Source organism: Streptomyces sp. NBC_00104 (genome assembly GCF_045160825.1).
Classification (GTDB): Bacteria; Actinomycetota; Actinomycetes; order Streptomycetales; family Streptomycetaceae; genus Streptomyces.
Genome location: NZ_CP108215.1, coordinates 6,663,810 through 6,681,338, shown reverse-complemented (window position 1 = coordinate 6,681,338; position 17,529 = coordinate 6,663,810). Strand labels below are relative to the sequence as shown.

The 17,529-nt window shown below is 66.2% G+C and carries 7 protein-coding genes; 1 reads left to right on the top strand and 6 read right to left on the bottom strand.

Annotated elements, in window-relative coordinates; genetic code table 11:
• Nucleotides 1-11: 11 nt before the first annotated feature.
• The 6 genes from OG272_RS29415 to OG272_RS29390 all read right to left on the bottom strand — a co-directional run bounded on the left by OG272_RS29415 (nt 12) and on the right by OG272_RS29390 (nt 16,498).
• Nucleotides 12-422, bottom strand: coding sequence for a hypothetical protein (locus OG272_RS29415; protein WP_405895234.1), 411 nt, complete (start codon nt 420-422; stop codon nt 12-14).
• Nucleotides 423-7,349: an RHS repeat-associated core domain-containing protein gene (locus OG272_RS29410; protein ID WP_405895233.1), complete on the bottom strand. Its 6,927-nt coding sequence runs from the start codon at nt 7,347-7,349 to the stop codon at nt 423-425.
• Nucleotides 7,350-7,478: 129 nt separating this feature from the next.
• Entirely contained in the window at nt 7,479-11,747 is a 4,269-nt protein-coding gene (locus tag OG272_RS29405; protein ID WP_405895231.1) for a LamG-like jellyroll fold domain-containing protein, read from the bottom strand.
• A 296-nt stretch (nt 11,748-12,043) separates the two neighbouring features.
• Nucleotides 12,044-12,553, bottom strand: a complete 510-nt coding sequence (locus OG272_RS29400) for an inclusion body family protein (RefSeq protein WP_327728246.1) — start codon at nt 12,551-12,553, stop codon at nt 12,044-12,046.
• On the bottom strand, nt 12,546-14,450 hold the full coding sequence (locus OG272_RS29395; protein ID WP_405895229.1) for a thiamine pyrophosphate-binding protein: 1,905 nt from the start codon (nt 14,448-14,450) through the stop codon (nt 12,546-12,548). Before OG272_RS29395 ends, OG272_RS29400 begins: the two co-directional genes overlap by 8 nt.
• Complete coding sequence (locus OG272_RS29390; RefSeq protein ID WP_327728248.1) at nt 14,447-16,498, bottom strand: FAD-dependent oxidoreductase; 2,052 nt, start codon at nt 16,496-16,498, stop codon at nt 14,447-14,449. Before OG272_RS29390 ends, OG272_RS29395 begins: the two co-directional genes overlap by 4 nt.
• 534 nt (nt 16,499-17,032) lie before the next feature.
• Between OG272_RS29390 and OG272_RS29385 the strand changes: the two genes are divergently transcribed.
• Complete coding sequence (locus OG272_RS29385) at nt 17,033-17,515, top strand: hypothetical protein (protein ID WP_327728249.1); 483 nt, start codon at nt 17,033-17,035, stop codon at nt 17,513-17,515.
• Nucleotides 17,516-17,529: the final 14 nt, after the last annotated feature.

Sequence of the window (17,529 nt, the reverse complement as noted above, 5' to 3'; positions counted from 1 at the left end):
CTGCTGGAGTACTAGCCGCCCGCCGCCAAGTCCACGGCGGCGGAAACTGTGATGATCGACGCCACAACATCCAGTTCCACGGGGCCCGTGATACGGATCCACACCAGAGCCGGTAGACCAGGGAAACCGTGCACGAATCGGCGCGCTGTTTCCGGCCACGCTTCCCCGCCCGTCGGCAAATAGGTCACCGAAACGTCTTCCACGGTGACAAAACCGTCGAGTTCCAGTGGATCACTGATGGCGAGATAACGGATCTGCTCCAGCGTGACAAGGACTTCCTCCTTGCCATTTCCCTTCCGGAGCGAGATCTGGCACCAGCTTTCCTTGCCTGCCAAGTGCGAGACTCTCTCAATGAATTCACCAGAATACACACCCAAGACCCGCTGGGCATTCTCGCAGATATCCCGAAATTCCATGGTCATCTAGCAAGAGATCCTTTCTCCCGTGTCATGCAGGTCCGTTTCCGCACCATCCGACGTCCACCTTTGAGGCTTATTCTTAGTATTCGGCCCCATGTCTACTGTCGAGTGACGCACCACTCGACCATTCCCCAATTCAATAGAGATCTTACTTCCGTCTGCACCCTGATAAACGGCCCAGGCGCCGCTTTGAGATATGGACTTCAGCGTAAGCCCCCTGCTCTCCAGCAGATCGTGGGCTTGCGTCTGCGTCAACCCCTCCAAGCTTGGAACCTTGGCCGCATCTGGCGTGTCGCCGCCGCTGTTATGAACGAGGACTGCAGCAGGCCCCGCCAGCACGTAGTACGTGTGAATATCTCTGATAGTGAGGTCAAACGTGCGCTGCCGTGCGCCGAACTCACGTGTCTTCACCACACGCACTGCGGAACCATCGGCGCTACGGATGGTCATTCCGGGCTCCAGGACCCCTGCCTTTACCCAAGCGCCCTCGGAGACGGACCAGACAGGATGGGTCGCGGTCGCGACCAAGGAACCGATACCGCTAGCCGTTTCAAGTGAGAGATCAACGAAGTGCTTGTCGTCCTCGGTGACGATGGTGGCGACTACCTCACGTACCGCCGTTTCGCCCGTTTCCGGATCAGTGACAGTGACCTTGTCCCCGATCTCAACGTCCTCAATAGGCTTGGTCGTTCCGTCGGCCATGAGGACTTCGGTGCCGGCGACGAAGCTGTGGGCAGCCTTGACGAGGCAACTGATGGCGGTGCTGTCCGAACGCTTCAGGGCCGCTTGGAACATGTTGAGTGTGATTTTGGCAAGCTTGCCCGCACCGTAACTGGCGGCTGATATCGACGCGTCTATCGCGGCGTCCGTGCATCCCTTGCCGTTGTAGCAGTCAACGTAGGAGCGGATACCGATAATTTCGAGGACGTCAACCTCTGGCGTGCCTCCAAACCAGCCCAGCTTACCCACCGCAGAGCAGAAATCACCAGAAGCCGCGGAAGCCGTGCACTTGCTTCTTGCCCAGTTCTGCAGGTTCCCCTGGTAATCCATTTTCTCGTGATAGTAGGGAAACTCTGCGGCAAGTTCTTCTTGCGTAGGAACATAGACACCTTGAATGGTGACCGACTTGCCATAGGGCTTGATGGTCACTGGTCCGTTCAGAGGGGCGCCGTTTACTCCTGTTCGCGGCCGGTAGATAGTTCCGCCGCCGGTAGGGCTCCCGTTCTTGGACAGAGTGCCGTCACCACGGGTCACCACGCCGGTACCACAGCCCTCGGCGAAACCCGGCCCGCAGGCCAAGCCCAGCCCTGTGGCGTCCGTGAAGAAGAGCGGGTTCTGGGCCCCGTAGGTGTAACCGTTGAGCGTCTGCGGCTTGTCGATCTCCAGCAGGGGATCGACACTGATGAACCGGCCCAGGGCGGGGTCGTACTCACGAGCCCCGAGGTGCGTCAGGCCTGTGGCCTTGGTGTCGTCCGTACCACCGACGAAGCCCTTGGTGCCTGGCCAGTCGGTCGGGCTGTCGCCGCGGATGCCGCCAAAGGGCAGAGTGCGACGCTGGGTGAGCTTCTGGGTGGCCGCTTCGATGGAGAGTTCGGCTGTCCCATGGTGGTCGGCGAGGGTGAAGGAGACCGAACCGTCGTCCTTCTGCACCGCCTGGTTGCCGCCGCCGACGTCGAAGTAGCGGGTCACCTTCGGGGTGGTGGCCCCCTTGGCCAGCGTGATCTCCGTGGCCCCGAGGTAGAGCGTCGTCTCGGTCGGGGTACGGCCGATGAGACGGTTGCCGTCGGTGTCGTAGAGGTACTCGGTGACCTTGTCCGCGCTCCCCTCGACGGGCTCGGCCACCTTGGCCAAGTGGCCTTCGGCGTCCCAGAGGAGACTCTGGGTGTCGCCGCCGATGGTGCGGGTGGTGGTGTTACCGACCTCGTCGTAGCCGTAGCTCTGCAGCGCCGTGCCCGTAGGGCCGGCCTCGGTGACGGAGGTCAGGGAGTGTGGCCGTGTCTTGCCCGCGCCCGGGTAGGCATAAGTCCTCTTGGTGTCCTTGGCCGCGTCTCCGGTGACATCGTGGAGGGTTTCGGTCTGGCGGTTGCCCACCGCGTCGTAGGTGTAGGAGTGCCAGTACTTGGCCGGGCCGCCCAGCACGCTGCCGCTGGGTGCGGTGGCGCAGGTGGTCGTGCCCTGGGTCCAGGCATCCGTCAGGCGGCGCAGGTGGTCATAGGTGAAGCACTGGGTGTCGGTGCCGGAGCGGGAGACGTCCGACGCGGACAGGACGTTGCCCGCATCGTCGTAGCGGTAGGTGCTGCTCTTGTCGAAGCCTGCGACGTCCTGGCGGTGTGCGGTGGAGTTGGCCAGACGCTGGGTGCCCCACTCATAGGCATTGTCGACGAGGACGGGCTTGCCCCCACCGTTGGACAGCTGATGGCTGAGCGGTTTCCCGGTCAGGCTGTAGTCGGTCGTGGCCTTGATGCCCTGACTGCCATCGATCGCGATCGGACGCAGAGTGACGTCCTCGTAGGTGTACGCGACCGTCGCAGCAGACAGGGATCCGGCCTTCGGATAGCCGACACCCGAGACCAGGCCCGATGCCGCGTATGAGGTGGTCGACAGGTACGTACCCTGCAGAGCGCCCTCCGAGGACGGGATCGTGATTGAGGAGCGCAGCGGGCGGTACAGGCGGTCGTAGGCGACGACCTTGGCGGTGTAGGCGTTGCCACCGCTGTAACGGGTGGATTCGGCCAGGTGCCCCTTGGCTCCAGTGATCGTGTCGTAGACCCACTTACTGCGCAGCGTGCCGGTGGACGAACCTTCCCTGATCTCGGTCTTGCGGCCGAGGTTGTCGTACCCGAACCACAGCGCCGGGACATCCGGGCGGGCGTCGTCGACCTTGGTGAGCTGACCGCGGTCGTCGTACTCGCTGATCGTCGTGCCCTTGTCGGGGTCGACGGATTTGATCTGCTGGCCAAGCAGGTCGTAGGTGTATTCCCAGGAGTTGCCGTCGGGGTCGGTGACCTTCAGCAGCTCACCGCGTGTTGTATAGCCGTAGGCGGTGGTGTCGTACGCGGCGGTCGCGCTGCGCGTGCGGTGCTGGCGCAGTTCGGTGGTCTGGCCCCGGGCGTCCATGATCGTGGTGGTGGCCGTGCCGCCCACCGGCGGGATGACGGTGGTTCGGTCGCCGCCGTAAATGGTCCGGCTCGTGGACAGAACAGCTCCGCCGTCGCCGTTGCCGGCGATCTGTTTCGCCTCGGTTCGTCGTCCCGAACCGTCGTAGATGTAGCGGCTCTGCGTCTCGACGTTCAGCGCGTTCTCGGGTTTGAACAGAGCTGTGGATGGAGCCACTTCCGCGTAATAGGTCGCGAACTCCTTGCTGACCAGACCACGTTCGTCGTAGAAGGCGTCCGTCAACAGGCTGCCGCCGTCCGGGCCGGGCTCCTGGGTCTGGCGGGGACGGAGGAAGCCGTCGTAGAGGGCGTAAGCGGTGTGCTGGGCTCCGCCGTTACCGATCGTCTTCGTACCGACCACGACCGGCTTGCCTTCGGCGATGGTGTAGGTGAACTCGTAGGACGGGGTCTGGCCGGTCATGCGGTCGGCCAGCCACACCTTGGACGACCGACCCAGCGCGTCGTAGGCGAAGTTGGTGACCTTGCCGTTGGTGTCGGTCTGGGTCAGCGGCAGGCCACGGCGGATGTCGTGCGTCGTGGTGGATGTGTGAGCTGTGGCAGCGACGCCCGCTGTGGCAGGAGGCGTGGTCACCTTCGTCGTGGTGGCGAACCCTGCGGCCGGTGTGCGTTCGGTCGTCGTGGTACGACCGTCGGAGCGCGCGGTACGGGTGAGCACCCCGGCCGCGGTGACCTTCACGTCAGCCGTCAGATCGGTGCTGGTCAGCTGGCGGCCGTATGAGTCGAAGGTGGCACCGGACTCCACATAGACGGCGGTCGTGCCGTCGTACTTCTTGAGCAGCGCGCTCGCGGTCGCGTCGCCCTTGGTGGGGGGCTCACCGTAGGCACCGCCGTCGTAGGCACTGCGCACGTCGGCGATCACGTCGGCGGGACGGCTCGTCGCGGTACCGCAGGACTTCGCGACGGTCTCCACACGGGAGGGGAGTGTGAGGATGCTGGCCTGCGTGGAGCTGAGCTGGTAGCTGGTGCGAGTACAGCGGTTGTCGTCGGAGGTTGAGTTGTCACCGAAGTCGTCGATGTGGGTGACTCGTCCGGCGGTCTCGTCGAAGGTCGTGGCAGTCGATGTGACGCGCCAAGTGGCACCCGCGCCGTCGTCCAGTGACGTGAACGTCTTCGTGTGCTCCGTGCCGGTGAAGTTGGCCGTCACCGTGCCCCAGTCGCGGACCTTCTTGGCCGTCTCGTGCCGCCAGGGCCGATTGACGGTCTTGGACAGCACCTTGCCGTTCGGACCGGAGTAGCTGACGGTCTTGTACGCGAAGCCGGCCGCTGCCTCGTGGTCGGTGATCGGGTCGCCCTCCCCTTCACCCAGGGGCACACTCACAGCTTTGGTACCGCCGCTGGGTTCTTTGCGGTCGCCGTCCATGCCGCGCAGGAAGTACGTGGCCTGCTGCGACCTCATCTCCGAGGCCCCGCCCTGGCCACCGGTCTGTACGCGCACATGTCCATACCCGCGCCATTGCGACCAGGTCTTGGACTTCTCCTTGGTCAGCCCGTCGTCATCGTCGTAGTGCCAGGCCGCTCCGCCCAGATAGTCGTACGTCGTGACCTGATCGGGTGCACCGCCCGTACGGTCGGTGGCGGTGACGCTGTCCACCACGTACTTGTTGAACCAATGCAGTTCGGGGTCTTCGGTGGCGCTGCCGCCTATGTACTGGGGGAAGCAACGGGTGGTGTTGGTGTGTGGGGTCGGCAGCGCGCTCCAGTCGCACGTCGGCTCCGAGTAGTTGATGTCGATCTGACCACCGGACTCGTCGGCGACCGTGGACAGACGCCCCTTGATGAAGGGGGCGTATCCGTCGCCTGACTTATCGAGTCGGTTGGCGTATTGGGAGTACGCGAGCGTGGTTTTCGGAAGGGTGATCGCCGTGTCGGCGGAGTGCCCGGTCCGTTGGACGGAGTCGAGCAGCAGCTGGTAGTCGATGTCCGCCTGTCCCCAGCGATGGGTCAGCTTCCAGGAGTCGACGTTCTTGTAGGCACTGCCGTCGTAGACCTGGGTGGTGACCTCGGTGAGTCGCTTGCGGGTGAAGAACGACGGAGAGAAGCGACCCTCGTCGCAGTCCGTGCCGCTCTCGCAGTTCAAGTCCCACGGGGTGTCGTACCAGTAGGCCGTATCCGTGCTGATGGACGAGCAGGTGGTCGACGTGTTGGGCAGGCAGCGCTCGCTGTTGGTGAAGTCGACCAGGCCGAGCGCCTTCGCGCTGTACACCGAGGATGACTTCAGGCCGTACTCGGCACGGTCCACGGTTCCACCACGGACGTAGCGGGTGTCGTCGCTCGCCTTGAGATTGCGGCCGTAGGAGTTGGTCTCCTTGTCGTAGTAGTAAGCGATGGCATTGCCGTGCGGGTCGACGACGTAGTCGAGGTTCCATCGCCAGCCCTGCTGGCACCATGAGCCTGCGAACGTCGAGGCGTGGCACTGGTCTTTGTCGTCGTCCCCGAAGACGGGGACGGTCCACGTGGAGTCCGTCGTCTCCTTGCCGCTCTCCCAGCCCGGCAGACGGTTGTAGCCGAAGAAGTACTGCGTGCCGTCGGGGGTGGTGATCCGCCAGTATTCGTCGTTGCGGGCACCGTTGTCCCGCACGTCACCGCTGGAGCCGTAGAGCCGGACAATCTTGGTGCCGTCGTCGTTCCTGAGTCTCCAGGAGTTGGTGCCGTCGGGCACCAACTCACCGCCCTTACCGTTGAAAGATACGAACGCGTTGTCGTATGCCCAGCACAGATCGGCTGGCTTGTTGCCGTCCGCGTTCTCCACGTCGTCGTCGGCACAGGGCTTGTAGCGCCGTTCGATGTAGCCGGGCCACATGTCGAAGCCGTCGCCCACCCAGGAAGCCTGGTTGTTGGTGTTGCTCGTACGACCGTCGACCCCGCCCGAGGAGTACGAAAGCCCGATGTTCGGCGTCATGCTGCCCGGCACGTCGGGTACCGGCATGGTGTACGACCAGGTGAAATCACCGGTGTTCAGGTTGGTGTCCCAGGTCGCCGACGGGGCCAGCGAGGTGGCCTTGTAGTCACCGCTCCCGCTCTCCGCTTCCGCCACGGCGGCGAGCACTGTGGGCGCACCGGCCTTCAGGGTTATGTCCGGGGCTGTGAGGGTTTGTTTCTCGGTGTCGTTGGCCGTCGTGACAGGCTCGGCAGTACGGCAGTTTCGCCGTTCGGGGGTGGTGATCGCGCAGGCGGGCAGTTGGACGAGGGTCAGGCGGGAGGCATATCCGCCGCCGTATGCTTCGGCGAAGTCCGAGTAGTCGAGGTGAGCACGAACCCTGCCGTGCTGTGCGTCCTTCGTGGTGTTCTTGGAACGCAGCGTGAACAGGAGCCCGTCAGTGCCCGTCTTCTTCGCTGCCGCTCGGCTCAGCACGCGCATCTCGACGGCGCCGATCACCGGATTCTTGATCGCCTTGCCCTGAGTGTCCAACGTCAGAGGCAAGCCTTCGGCATGTACCGATGTCGGCGTGCTGTTCCTCGTCTTGTCTTGAGCCTTCGGCAACTGCACCACCGCAGTGGCAGCCTTCGGCCACCCTGCCTCTGGTGGTGTCTTCGGGGTGCGCGGCCCCTTCATCAGAGGTCGCGGTTTGACCTTGGCTGTGGAACCGGGCACCGGCTTCTCGGTCCGTGAGGCGTAGGCGCGGGCCTTGTCGTCGTCCACAGCCGCAGCCGGTTGCGCCAATCCTTGGAGGAGCGTGCCGACCATGACGGCGGCGGAGGCCACGGCGATACGCCGACGCAGCGTCCGAAATCGCTTGCTGGATCTGCCGTTCATCCTGTCCTTCGTCCTTGGCTCGGCGCACCCGCAGCGCAGTCGGCGCGGACTGGGGGCGGAAGTGGGGGTGTGAAGCGAAGTTGGCTCGGAGGTGCCGGGCGGCCGGCCCTGCACCCCCGAAGTCGGCTGTCAGGAATCGCTGGGAACATCGGTGGCCATACCGGGCTGACCCAAGGCCAGCATGCCGATCTGTGCCTCGCTCAACGGGCCCTGAAAGACCCATGCGTCGGAGACGGCGCCGGGCCAGTGCCCGCCCACGGTGGTCGTTCCGGTCTTGGCCGCGCCCAGGTACAAGGGCTGGGTCGACTTGAACAACTGCACGTTCTCGGCCGACGAGAACGCGTCCGTGCACGTGGGCACGTCCTGCTCTCCGTCACCGTCCGCGTCCTCGCAGGGAGCACTCTCCGGTTCACCGTTGACGTAGAGCGTCAGCTCTTTGGTGAGTCCGTCGTAGACGAGCGCCAGATGCGTCCAGTCGTCGGCTCGGGAGAACTGGGCGTGGTCAACCGAGGTGACAACGGCGCCGGTCGTGTCAGTGGCGGCTGTCGTGGCCTGCCAGCTGCCCGGATCGGTCGCCGGGTCGTCACTCGGCACGTAGCGCACCGCGAACGCGTTCTGTGTCGTCGTCCCGGGTGCGCTCAGCAGCGTCACACTCTTGTCCGGGACGGCCGCCGCCTGCGCCCATGTGCTGATGGTGAAGCTGCCGGTGGTATCCACCGGTGCGGTGGCCGTCGTTCCGTAGTCGTCGATTCCGTCAAGTGCGACACCACCGTCGACCCAGATCGCACCGCCGACCGCAGCTCCTCCCCGCAATGTCATGGCGTTGCCCGACGCCGACGCGTCCGGCGTCACTTGGGGCGCCCCCGAGCCCTGTGCGAACGTCCAGCGTCCCTTGACCAAGGGCCGCTGCTTGACCATCTGCTGGACCTCTTCGGGCGAGAGTGGGCGGTCGTACAGCCGCACGTCGTCGATGGTGCCCGGGAAGTGGCTCTGGATCTGGCCGTTGTAACCGCCGGCCCCGATGTACATGGACTGGTCAGCGTAGAAGGGGCTGGTCAGCGTGGTTGATCCGGCCCTGACTCCGTTGACGTACAGCGTCAACGTGTTCATGACCGTGTCGTGCACTCCGACCAGGTGCACCCACTCTCCGACGCGTGCGGTGGTGCCATCGGGTTGCATGGCACGGATCGGTGTGGCGTCCTCGGCGTCGGCGGAGTACTGGTTGACCGCCCACCGGTCGTAGGCCTTGGAGTAGTACAGCTCGAAGCCGGAGCGGTACTGGCCGGCCTGGGCGGTGATGACACCCGCTCCGTCCGGTTTCCTGTCCATCTTGGCCCAGGCCGAGACGGTGAAGCTGCGGGAGGTGTTGATGTGCGGTGCCCGCTGCTGGCCGATCTTCGCGTAGGCGTCGGTGCCGTTGAACTGGGCCGCCTTGCCCGCCACTCCGGGTACCCCGGTGGTGACACCGCCCGCGTACTTGGCCGGTACGACTCCGCCGTAGCCCTTGATCCTGCTGGTCTCGGTGCTCGCCTCGTCGAGGTGGAAAATGGAGACCGCAGGGCGGCCGGGGTCACCGACCGACTGCTTCGCGTACAGCTTGTCGACTTCGTCCTGGGCAACCGCCTTGTCGAACAACTGCACTTCGTCGACCGCTCCGGGGAAGAAATCCTTGAGCGCTCCGCTGTTCCTACCCGCACCGATCTGCAGGCCCCGCCGTGCGTTCCAGGTGATCTCGTGGGTGACCTCGCCCGTGAGCGTGCCGTTGACGTACAGCCGCATCTTCGTGGCCCCCGGGTCGTAGGTGCCGACGAGGTGGGTCCAGACTCCGGCCTCGGCTCCGCCCGCCGCGCTCGCCATGGCGCGCTTGGCTGTTGCACCCGGCGCGTCGGTGGCCAGGGTCCCGAAGACCCAGCGGTCGTAGGCGGACGAGTAGAGCAGTTCGAAGCCGGCCGCGTCGTTGCCGATCTGGGTCGCCACCATTGCCCCGTGGCCGGGCTTGGTGTCCAGCTTGGCCCAGGCCGAGACCGAGAAGCCGGTCGTGGTGTCGACCACCGACAGGTCGGTGGACGCGTACCCGGTCGTACCGTCGAGGGACAGGGCTGTACCGAGCGTGCCGCCCGCTCCGGGGGTCGCCCCACCATTGAGGTCGAGGGTCCGTGCGGGAGTAGAGCCGTCGGCCTGGCTCGTGCCGGATTCTTCGTCCAACTGCCAAGTGGCCCGGTCGGGTTGACCGGCTTTGACTCGGAACCTGTAGCTGGACTCCGAGGCGTTTCCGGCGGAGTCGAATGCCTTGACGAACAGTGTGTTGGTACCGACCCGGGGCGGCAGCAGGTTGATCGTCCTGGCCGCTCCCGCCGTTGTCGAGATCTCGTTCTTGGACGTGGGATCGACGTTGATGCCGTACCAGTACCTGGTCACATCGGCCTCGCCGGCTTTCGCCGAGAAGGCACCGTACTTGCCGATACCGTCGTACCAGGGGTCGTTCGGATCAGCCGTGTCATAGGCGGGGTAGTCGGTGGACGTGATGGTCGGCGGCCTGGGCGCCGTGGTGTCGTAGACGAAGTAGCAGCCCGTGGCGTCACCGGCGTAGGACCACGGCGAGTAGGTGCCGTTGACCTCGTTCAGATCCTTGTCCTTGACGCGGGCGTACCAGTGGATCTGCTTGTTCGTCGGGATGGACGAAGGCAGCGAGATGGCAAAGTCGGATCCGGAATCCTTGTATGTGCTCAGGGACGGCTTCCAACGGGCGATCAGCCCTTTCCCGTCGCCGCTGTCCCACTTCGCCTGGAACTCGACGGCCACGTCGTCGCCATCCGGATCGGTGACGTTGTTGGCATAGATCGTCCCCAGTGACCGCGTCCGCGGGGCGGTCCCGGGCTTCTTGCACGTACCGCCGTACTTCATCGTCAGCTGCGACATCTTGAGCTGAGGAGGAGACCGGTTGTAGTAGACCCGCAGGTACGCGTCGTCCGAGAACCGCTTCCAGCCGTAGGCGTCCTCCTCGTTGGACGCCTGCAGGCCGAACGTCATGGTCGACCACTTCTTGTCCGCGGCCTGCTGGACCGCCGACTTGACGTTGAACTCCGCGTCCTTGGCCGAGCAGCCGTCGAAGCCGTACGCGAACGATTCGGTGGTCAGGTGGTCGATCCAGAAGCCGGAACGGTTCTGCGAGTTCCATGTCGTGGACTGCGAGATGTCACCGGTCCGCCACAGCTGGACACCTCGCGCACCGCAGGACGCCGACCAGGTGTTCCGCACCGTGAACTCGGCGGAGAGGATCTTTTTGCCGGCGAACTTCGAGACGGGAATGCGGTAGAAGAGCCGCTTGGTGTCATGGGGCTGGCAGTACGACCAGGCGCAGTAGCCCATGCCCGCAGTGGACTCTCCGTTGAACTTCCACTGGGGCGACGACGCCCAGTACTTCGACGCCATCGTCCATGCCGTCGCTTTGGGGGTGTGCATCTGCGGGTCGATGAAGACCGGGTACACCGTGTCATCGCCCCGCAGGACATCGGTGTCGGGCTTCAGTACGAGTTCATTCTGGGCGGCGGGCACATCCACCCCGACGGGCGCCAGCTTTCCCGACTCGGTGGCGCCCGGCTCGCCGTTCTCGTCGGCTGCCGCAGTGGTTTCCGAGGCTGCCGCACGCGAGATCTGCTCGGCGCTGCTCTTCTGCACGGCGGCACCCGACGCGGCCGCGCCCGGGCTGGAGTCCCACATCACTGGTTCCGGTGCCTCGAACACTGCTGTGCCGGCGCCCTCGTCCAAGGCTTCCAGGCCGCCACTGCTGGTCTCCTGGACATTCAACCCCTGGGTGTCCATCCTCAGGCGCACTTCGGCCAGTTCCTTGCTCGCCGCGGCCTCGGCCGACTTCACGACGAGGAGCTGCGAGAAACCGTCCTCCTGAGCCCCCAATCGGAGGTCGACCCCCGGCAGGACATCCGCGTAGGTCGCGATGTCACCGTCCAGCCGGGGAGCGGGAAGCTCACCCGGCCATGACAGCTTCAACTGCCGTCCGGCCTTCTCCATCCGCACCATGGGCGCGCTGCCGCCGCCGGAGAACTGCAAGCCGATCGTGGCGGCTTTCGGGGCTACCATGCCGTCACCGGTCTTCGTCAGATCGGTGTCGACGGCCTTCCATTCGCCATCTACGCGCGTCCACACCGGACGCAGATACTCACGTGCTTCGAGCTTGCCGTCCGGGGTGGCGAAGACCTCGCTGCTTTCCCCACGTTGTGAGGCGATCTCCACCGACTCGCCCGTGCGCTCGGCCTGCGCCAGGGCGTCGGCTTCCGTGAGGACTGGCTGTTCCGTCGCCGCCGACTCCTGCGTCACCTCCGCCGACGGTTCGGTGCGAGCCGCGCCCGCCGCGGCCGTCGGTCCCAGCACGCTCGACATCACAGCAGCGGATAAGACCGCCCCGGCAACGCACCACCCTCTGCCCACAGGCATGAAGCACTCTCCCCCGCAGGGACTCCCCAGACCCTGTCATTGCGTAGTTGGTCGTCTACGAACTGTGAAGGGAGAGTAAAGCGCGATTCAGTAGAAGTTCCAGGGCGCCACAACAGGACATCACGCCCCATCAGAACCAAACACCACAGAACATCCGGTGACGTGCGTCACAATATGCGACGGCCGAGGTGGTCGCCGAACTGTTCGGGGACCACCTCGGCCTGGCGCTCACCCGAGGATCGTCAGGGGTTCTCGATGGTGATGAAGGGGTCCCACTGGAAGTAGCCCTTCAACTGCCGGTGGCGGTCCAGGATCTGGAAGTAGAAGTGGTAGACGACCTTGCCGGGCTTTTTGACGGTCGTCCGCCAGTAGTGGTCCTGGTAGTTCTGGGTCACGAATTCCGGCCTGCCCTCGGAACCCTCCTTCGGCATCGGGTAGATGCCGTCGATCACCTCGATCTCCGGTGTCCTGATGAGCTGGTGGCCGGTGTCGCTGCTCACGTATTTGTACAGTAAAGCCTTGTACTCGCTGCCGAGTGAGAGCGTCGTCTCGCGCCACCTGATGCTGTCGCCGGGTTCGGCACGGAGGTTCAGTTCGGCGCCCGACGTGCCGACGATGTGGTCGTGGCGGGTCGTCATGTAGATCAGGTTGTGGTCGGCGTAGGTGGGTGCGTCCGGGTTCCTCGACGCGTTGGGATTCTGTTCGACGATCGTGGCCGCGTCGAACGCGATCAGTACGTTGAGATCAGCCATTTTCTGTCCCTTTCGGATGTGGGGGTGTCACCTTGTACGCCATCGCCCGCGGATAGTCGTGCCGGTGCAGGCGGACGCGGACCAGCAGGGGGCCGGCGTTGACCGGGTCGGTCGGGTCGGTGAGGCGGGTCAGCAGGTCGTCGAGGTCGGAGGCGTGGGCGATGGTGATCCCGTTCGCCGGGGTCTCCTTGCCGGCGAAGACGGCCGCGAGACGGTCGTAGTGCCAGGGGTGGAGGACGTTGTAGAAGTCGGGGTCGCGGGAGCCTCGGTCGTCGTCGGCGGCGGCGTAGTAGGACGGGTGCACCAGCATCTGTTCGATGCCGTAGAAGTGGCCGTTGTCCATGACGAAGACGACCGACCGCAGGCCGAGCCTGGTGTGGGTGGAGAGTTCCTGACAGGTCTCCTGGAAGGCGCCGTCGCCGACGAACACCATCGGGCGGGCGTGTGCGCGCTCGGGGGCGAGCGCGGCGCCGGTCGCCGCGCCGACCGACCAGCCGATGGACAGCCAGCTGACCTGCGACTGGAACCCGCCCGCGGGCAGGGAGAGGTTCATCGAGCCGATGAGGGAGAACGCGGCGTCGGAGACAACTGTCCAGTCCTGCCGGGTCTCGTGGCCCAGGAAGTGGTTGATCCGGTCGAACACACCGTCGTAGGTGAGTCGTTCGGCATGTCGTCCGGTATCTCGTTCGGTGTGCCGGGACCGTGAGCCGCTGGTGCGGAGCGAGGCGCGGTGCTGCTCCAGGTCGGCGGGGCGGTCGACGGGCGCTCCGTGGTGGGCATGGGCGTGGGCATGGGCATGGGCCTCGGCGTAGTAGTCGGCGGCCAGGCCCCCGGAGCCGTAGCGCTTCACCAGTGTGTCCTGGAGGGCGGGCAGGAGTTGTTCGAGCTGGACGTCGGGGAAGTAGGCGGTGCCGACGCTGACGCCACCGTTCGCGGCCATCACCCAGTCGCCGCCGACGCACTGTTCGCCGCCGAGGTTCTTCGACGTGGACCAGGCGCCGAGCCCGATCCGGCAGGTGGCCCAGTCCTTGAAGATCCGGTGCACGTCCGGGTGGCTGGCGTGGCCGTTGTAGACGCCGTGGAACTGCGGCAGGTCCTCGTCGACCACGGCCTTGGCGCCGACGGTGGTGCAGAACGGCACTCCGGTGGCCTCCACCAGGTCGGTGAGCTCCCCGCCGAGGCGGAACCGGTCGATCTCCTCGCCGGCCCACACGATCGGGCGGGGCGTGCCGTCCGGGCCGGGGTGCTCCTCGACCAGGGTGAGGATCGCGTTCACGGCGTGGTCCAGCATGAGTTGGTTGCGCGCGCCGAACGGCCGCTCGCGGCGGACGATCGGCTCCCCGGGTTCGGCGCAGGGCTCGTCCCAGAGGTCCTCCATGACCTCCAGGTAGACCGGCCTGCGCTCGGAGAGGCACGCGGTGAGCGCGGCGTCGATCTGGGCGGGGGCGAGGCCAGGATTGGAGATGAGCCGCGCGTCCACGGTGACCTGTCGGTAGACGTCCAGGTTGCTCTCCGGGCGCGGGCTCATGTGGGAGGTGAGCAGGCCGAGGGCGCGGTAGTTCTGCCACTGCTCGTAGGGAGGAGAGGCGTTGACGGCTATGAGCGGGACCTGTTCGACGTAGGCGCCGCCGCAGGCGCCCAGCAGGTTGAACGCGCCGACGCTGTAGGTGACCGCGGCCGCGCCGACGCCGTGGATGCGGGCGTAGGCGTCGGCGGCCTGGCCCGCGCCGCCCTCGGTGGGGGTGCCGACCCACTCGATGTCGCCCTCGGCCCGCAGCGTGGTCAGGAAGGGGCCGAGGTGGTTGCCGGGGACGCCGAAGAGGTGGGTGATGCCCAACTCGGCGAGGCGCAGGGCGAGGTAGCGGGCGACCGTGCACCCGGGGGTGATCGCGGTCACGAGCGGTCCTCCTCCTGGTCCGGGCCCGGGGTGGTGACCGGCGGGGCCTGGTGGACGGCGACGGCCGCGCGGACGGCGCTCTCCAGGGCACCCTCGATCCATGCGTGCTTGAGGGAGGTGTGCTCCCCGGCGAAGTGCACGGGACCCTCGGGCCGGGAGACGTCCAGGTGGAAGCTGGTCATCTGGTGCGCGGTGTAGATGGCGGCCTCACCGAAGGCGTACGGGTCGCGGGCCCAGCTCTTGGTGGCGCCGCGCCCGGTGAAGAACACCTCGATGCGCCGGCCGTGCAGGGCCTGGAGGTTGCGCAGGGCGTAGACGTAGCGCTCCGCGTCGCGCATGGAGTCCCAGCGCGCGGCGTCGTCGGACCAGGAGTACGAGGCGAGCACGACGCCGCCGGTGCTGCCCTCGACCCGGTGCGACGGGTAGTACAGGAACCGGTTGGGGTTGTCGGTGGCCGAGCCCCCGCCGAAGGCGTGGGTGGCGGGGCGGACCGCGGGGCCGCGCAGCGGCATGGTGCTGTCGATCCGCCGCATCTCCTCGGTGACACCGCTGTCCTTGACGGCGGCGCCGAGCAGGCCGGAGGCGGACCCCGAGACCCCCTCCCGGATGAGCGAGAGGGTCGTAGCGGTGCCTTCCTCGCCACCCTGCCGGTAGTACTCGTACAGGCCCGGCGAGATGCTCTCCAGTTCGCTCCGCCAGTCGTCCTCGGTGAACTCCCACCACCGGTGGCTGAACTCCAGCAGCACCTTGGTGGCTGAGTCGTAGTGGGTCTCGATGATGGCGCGGCGCTTCTTGTACGACATCGCGGGGACGATCTCCACGAAGCGCAGGGCGGAGAACGGGATGGTGACGATCGCCAGGTCCGCGGTCCAGCGGCGCGGCGGGGCCTGCGGGTCGTTCTCGGCGACGGTCTGCACGGTCACGCCCCGTCCGTCGGGTCCGACGGCGGTGCCCTCGGGGGCGGTGTCGCGGCTGGGATCGTGGTATTCGAGGCGGATCATGCGGTGGCCGAGCCGCACCTCGTCGCGCAGGCCCTCGTGGAGGGCGTGCGGCAGGCGCCAACTGCCGCCGGGTATCTCCCAGTAGCGGACGGCGGGGTTGATGTCGCTGCGGCTCAGGAAGCTGTGGAAGAAGGAGAGATGCAGCCGTGAGGACATGTTCTCCAGCGTTCCGACGGCCTCGATCGCCTCGTCGCTGAGCCCGGCGTGGTCGCGCAGGAAGCCGCCCATCGAGTAGCCGTCGAAGTCGCGGATCACCCGGGCCCAGCCCTCGACCCACTCGTCGAACGGCTTGTTGACGCGCTTGCCGTCGACCAGATCGGAGTAGTAGTCGCGCACGCTCTCCAGCGCGTCGTCCACCATCCTCACGACGGGGGCGCGGACCTCGTCGCCGGTGAGGTGGAAGCCCTCGTTGATCCGTTCGGGGGTCGTGGCGTAGTCGGCGCGCCGCACCTGGACGCGGTTGGCCCGGATCCAGGAGTTGCCCCGCTTGTCGGGCTCGCGGAAGTCGGGGCTGTCGTCGCCGTAGCTCCAGGTCCGGCCGGTGAAGGAGGTGTACGTCACCGGGGGGACGGGGACCTCGGGGCCACTGCCGGTGGAGGGATCCACGTCCACGTTGTAGAACTGGCGGCGGCCGAGCCCGAGCTTGTCGACGAGGGCGAGAACGAGCGGATGGAAGTCGGGCAGCCGCATGGCGCCGGCCTCCGCGTACTGGGCGGGGTCCTCGAAGGGCTGGTGGTGCCTGGTGGCACGGAACGTCTTGATACGTCCGCCGACCCGGCTCTCGTTGGCCTCGATGATGGTGACGTCGTGGCCGGCGTCCTTGAGCAGACGGCCGGCGACGAGACCGGTGATACCGGCGCCGATGACGAGGATCTTCTTGCGCGGGTGGTGGGTGGGGCCGAGGCGGCCCGTGTCGATCAGGGTGTGGAGATAGCCGAGTTTGAGGTCCTTGTCGTCCGGCCCGACGAGAAGGAGTTCGCGGGCGAGCCTGAGACATGTCTGCCAGCGCGCACGGGTGGCGGAGTCGTCCCGTGGAGTGTCGGTCATGGTTCGGAATCGTAGATATGCAGAAACGATTTCGTTGCCCCTCCCGGCAGGCAAAGTCCTGAAAACACCGATCGCTTTTCTTGACGTAATTTCGGCTTGCTTGCATTTCCTTACGGCGACCGGAGTTCCACCAGAGACGGAAGGGAAAGGAGACGAAAGCCGAGGCAGAGGACCAGCGCACGGAATGTGGAAATCCTGAGAACTCGACGGCGGCATTCCCGCCGGGGCCTTTTCCCCGACAGCCTTTTCCGCGCCGACCGGGCAGCGGCGTCACGCCAAAAACATCCGAGTTTCGGGAAGGGGAGCGGAACGTGGTGTCGGGGACGACGGCTCAGCGGCGTTCCGCCCCGGCCAACGCACGCACACCCATGCGTACGCCCACCCGTGCGACGGACTGTTGAGCCGGGAAGTTCGTCGGTGGGTACAACCGAGTCCGGCTGAAACGACTCTCTATGGAGGAGTCGGCCGAGGGGTGGTCCGGTCGGCGAAAACGGGACGGGACGGGGCGGGGCGTTGCGGGGCGGAGCAAGGGTGATGAAGAAGCGGGGCGTTCTGCTGTGCTGTGGTGGGCTCGTGGTCGTTCTCGGGGCGGTCGGGGTCGTGTGGTGGAACTGGTTCCGGGCGCCGTACGCGGTCGCCGACTCGCCCCGCATCGATGTGACCGTGCGGGCCGGGAAGTCCGAGTATCCCGACGTCCGGGAGACCGCCGAGGACGTCGACACCGTCGTACGGGCGTATGTGCAGCGGCTCAAGGCCGGTGACGTGGAGGGGCTCATGGAGCTTGCGGGGCCCGCGTACGACGGGACCCGGGGCGCGGCGTACGAGCATGTGCGGGAGTTCGGCGAGGGGGCGCGCGGGCATGTCGAGGTCACCGTGCTGGAGGGGGTCGTGGACTACTTCAATCCCGTCCGGCTGACGTACGAGAGGACCGACCAGCAGCAGGAATTGCTGCTGGTCAAGGACGACGGGTACTGGTGGGTCGGGCTGGGGGACGGCGATCCGGCCGCAGGTCAGTAGAGCGATGGGGAAAC

What these genes read in the sequence shown, in the direction of transcription:
- OG272_RS29385 (WP_327728249.1), top strand. Translation starts at nt 17,033, where the DNA reads ATGAAGAAGCGGGGCGTTCTGCTGTGCTGTGGTGGGCTCGTGGTCGTT.
- OG272_RS29390 (WP_327728248.1), bottom strand. Translation starts at nt 16,498, where the DNA reads ATGACCGACACTCCACGGGACGACTCCGCCACCCGTGCGCGCTGGCAG.
- OG272_RS29415 (WP_405895234.1), bottom strand. Translation starts at nt 422, where the DNA reads ATGACCATGGAATTTCGGGATATCTGCGAGAATGCCCAGCGGGTCTTG.
- OG272_RS29400 (WP_327728246.1), bottom strand. Translation starts at nt 12,553, where the DNA reads ATGGCTGATCTCAACGTACTGATCGCGTTCGACGCGGCCACGATCGTC.
- OG272_RS29410 (WP_405895233.1), bottom strand. Translation starts at nt 7,349, where the DNA reads ATGAACGGCAGATCCAGCAAGCGATTTCGGACGCTGCGTCGGCGTATC.
- OG272_RS29405 (WP_405895231.1), bottom strand. Translation starts at nt 11,747, where the DNA reads ATGTCGAGCGTGCTGGGACCGACGGCCGCGGCGGGCGCGGCTCGCACC.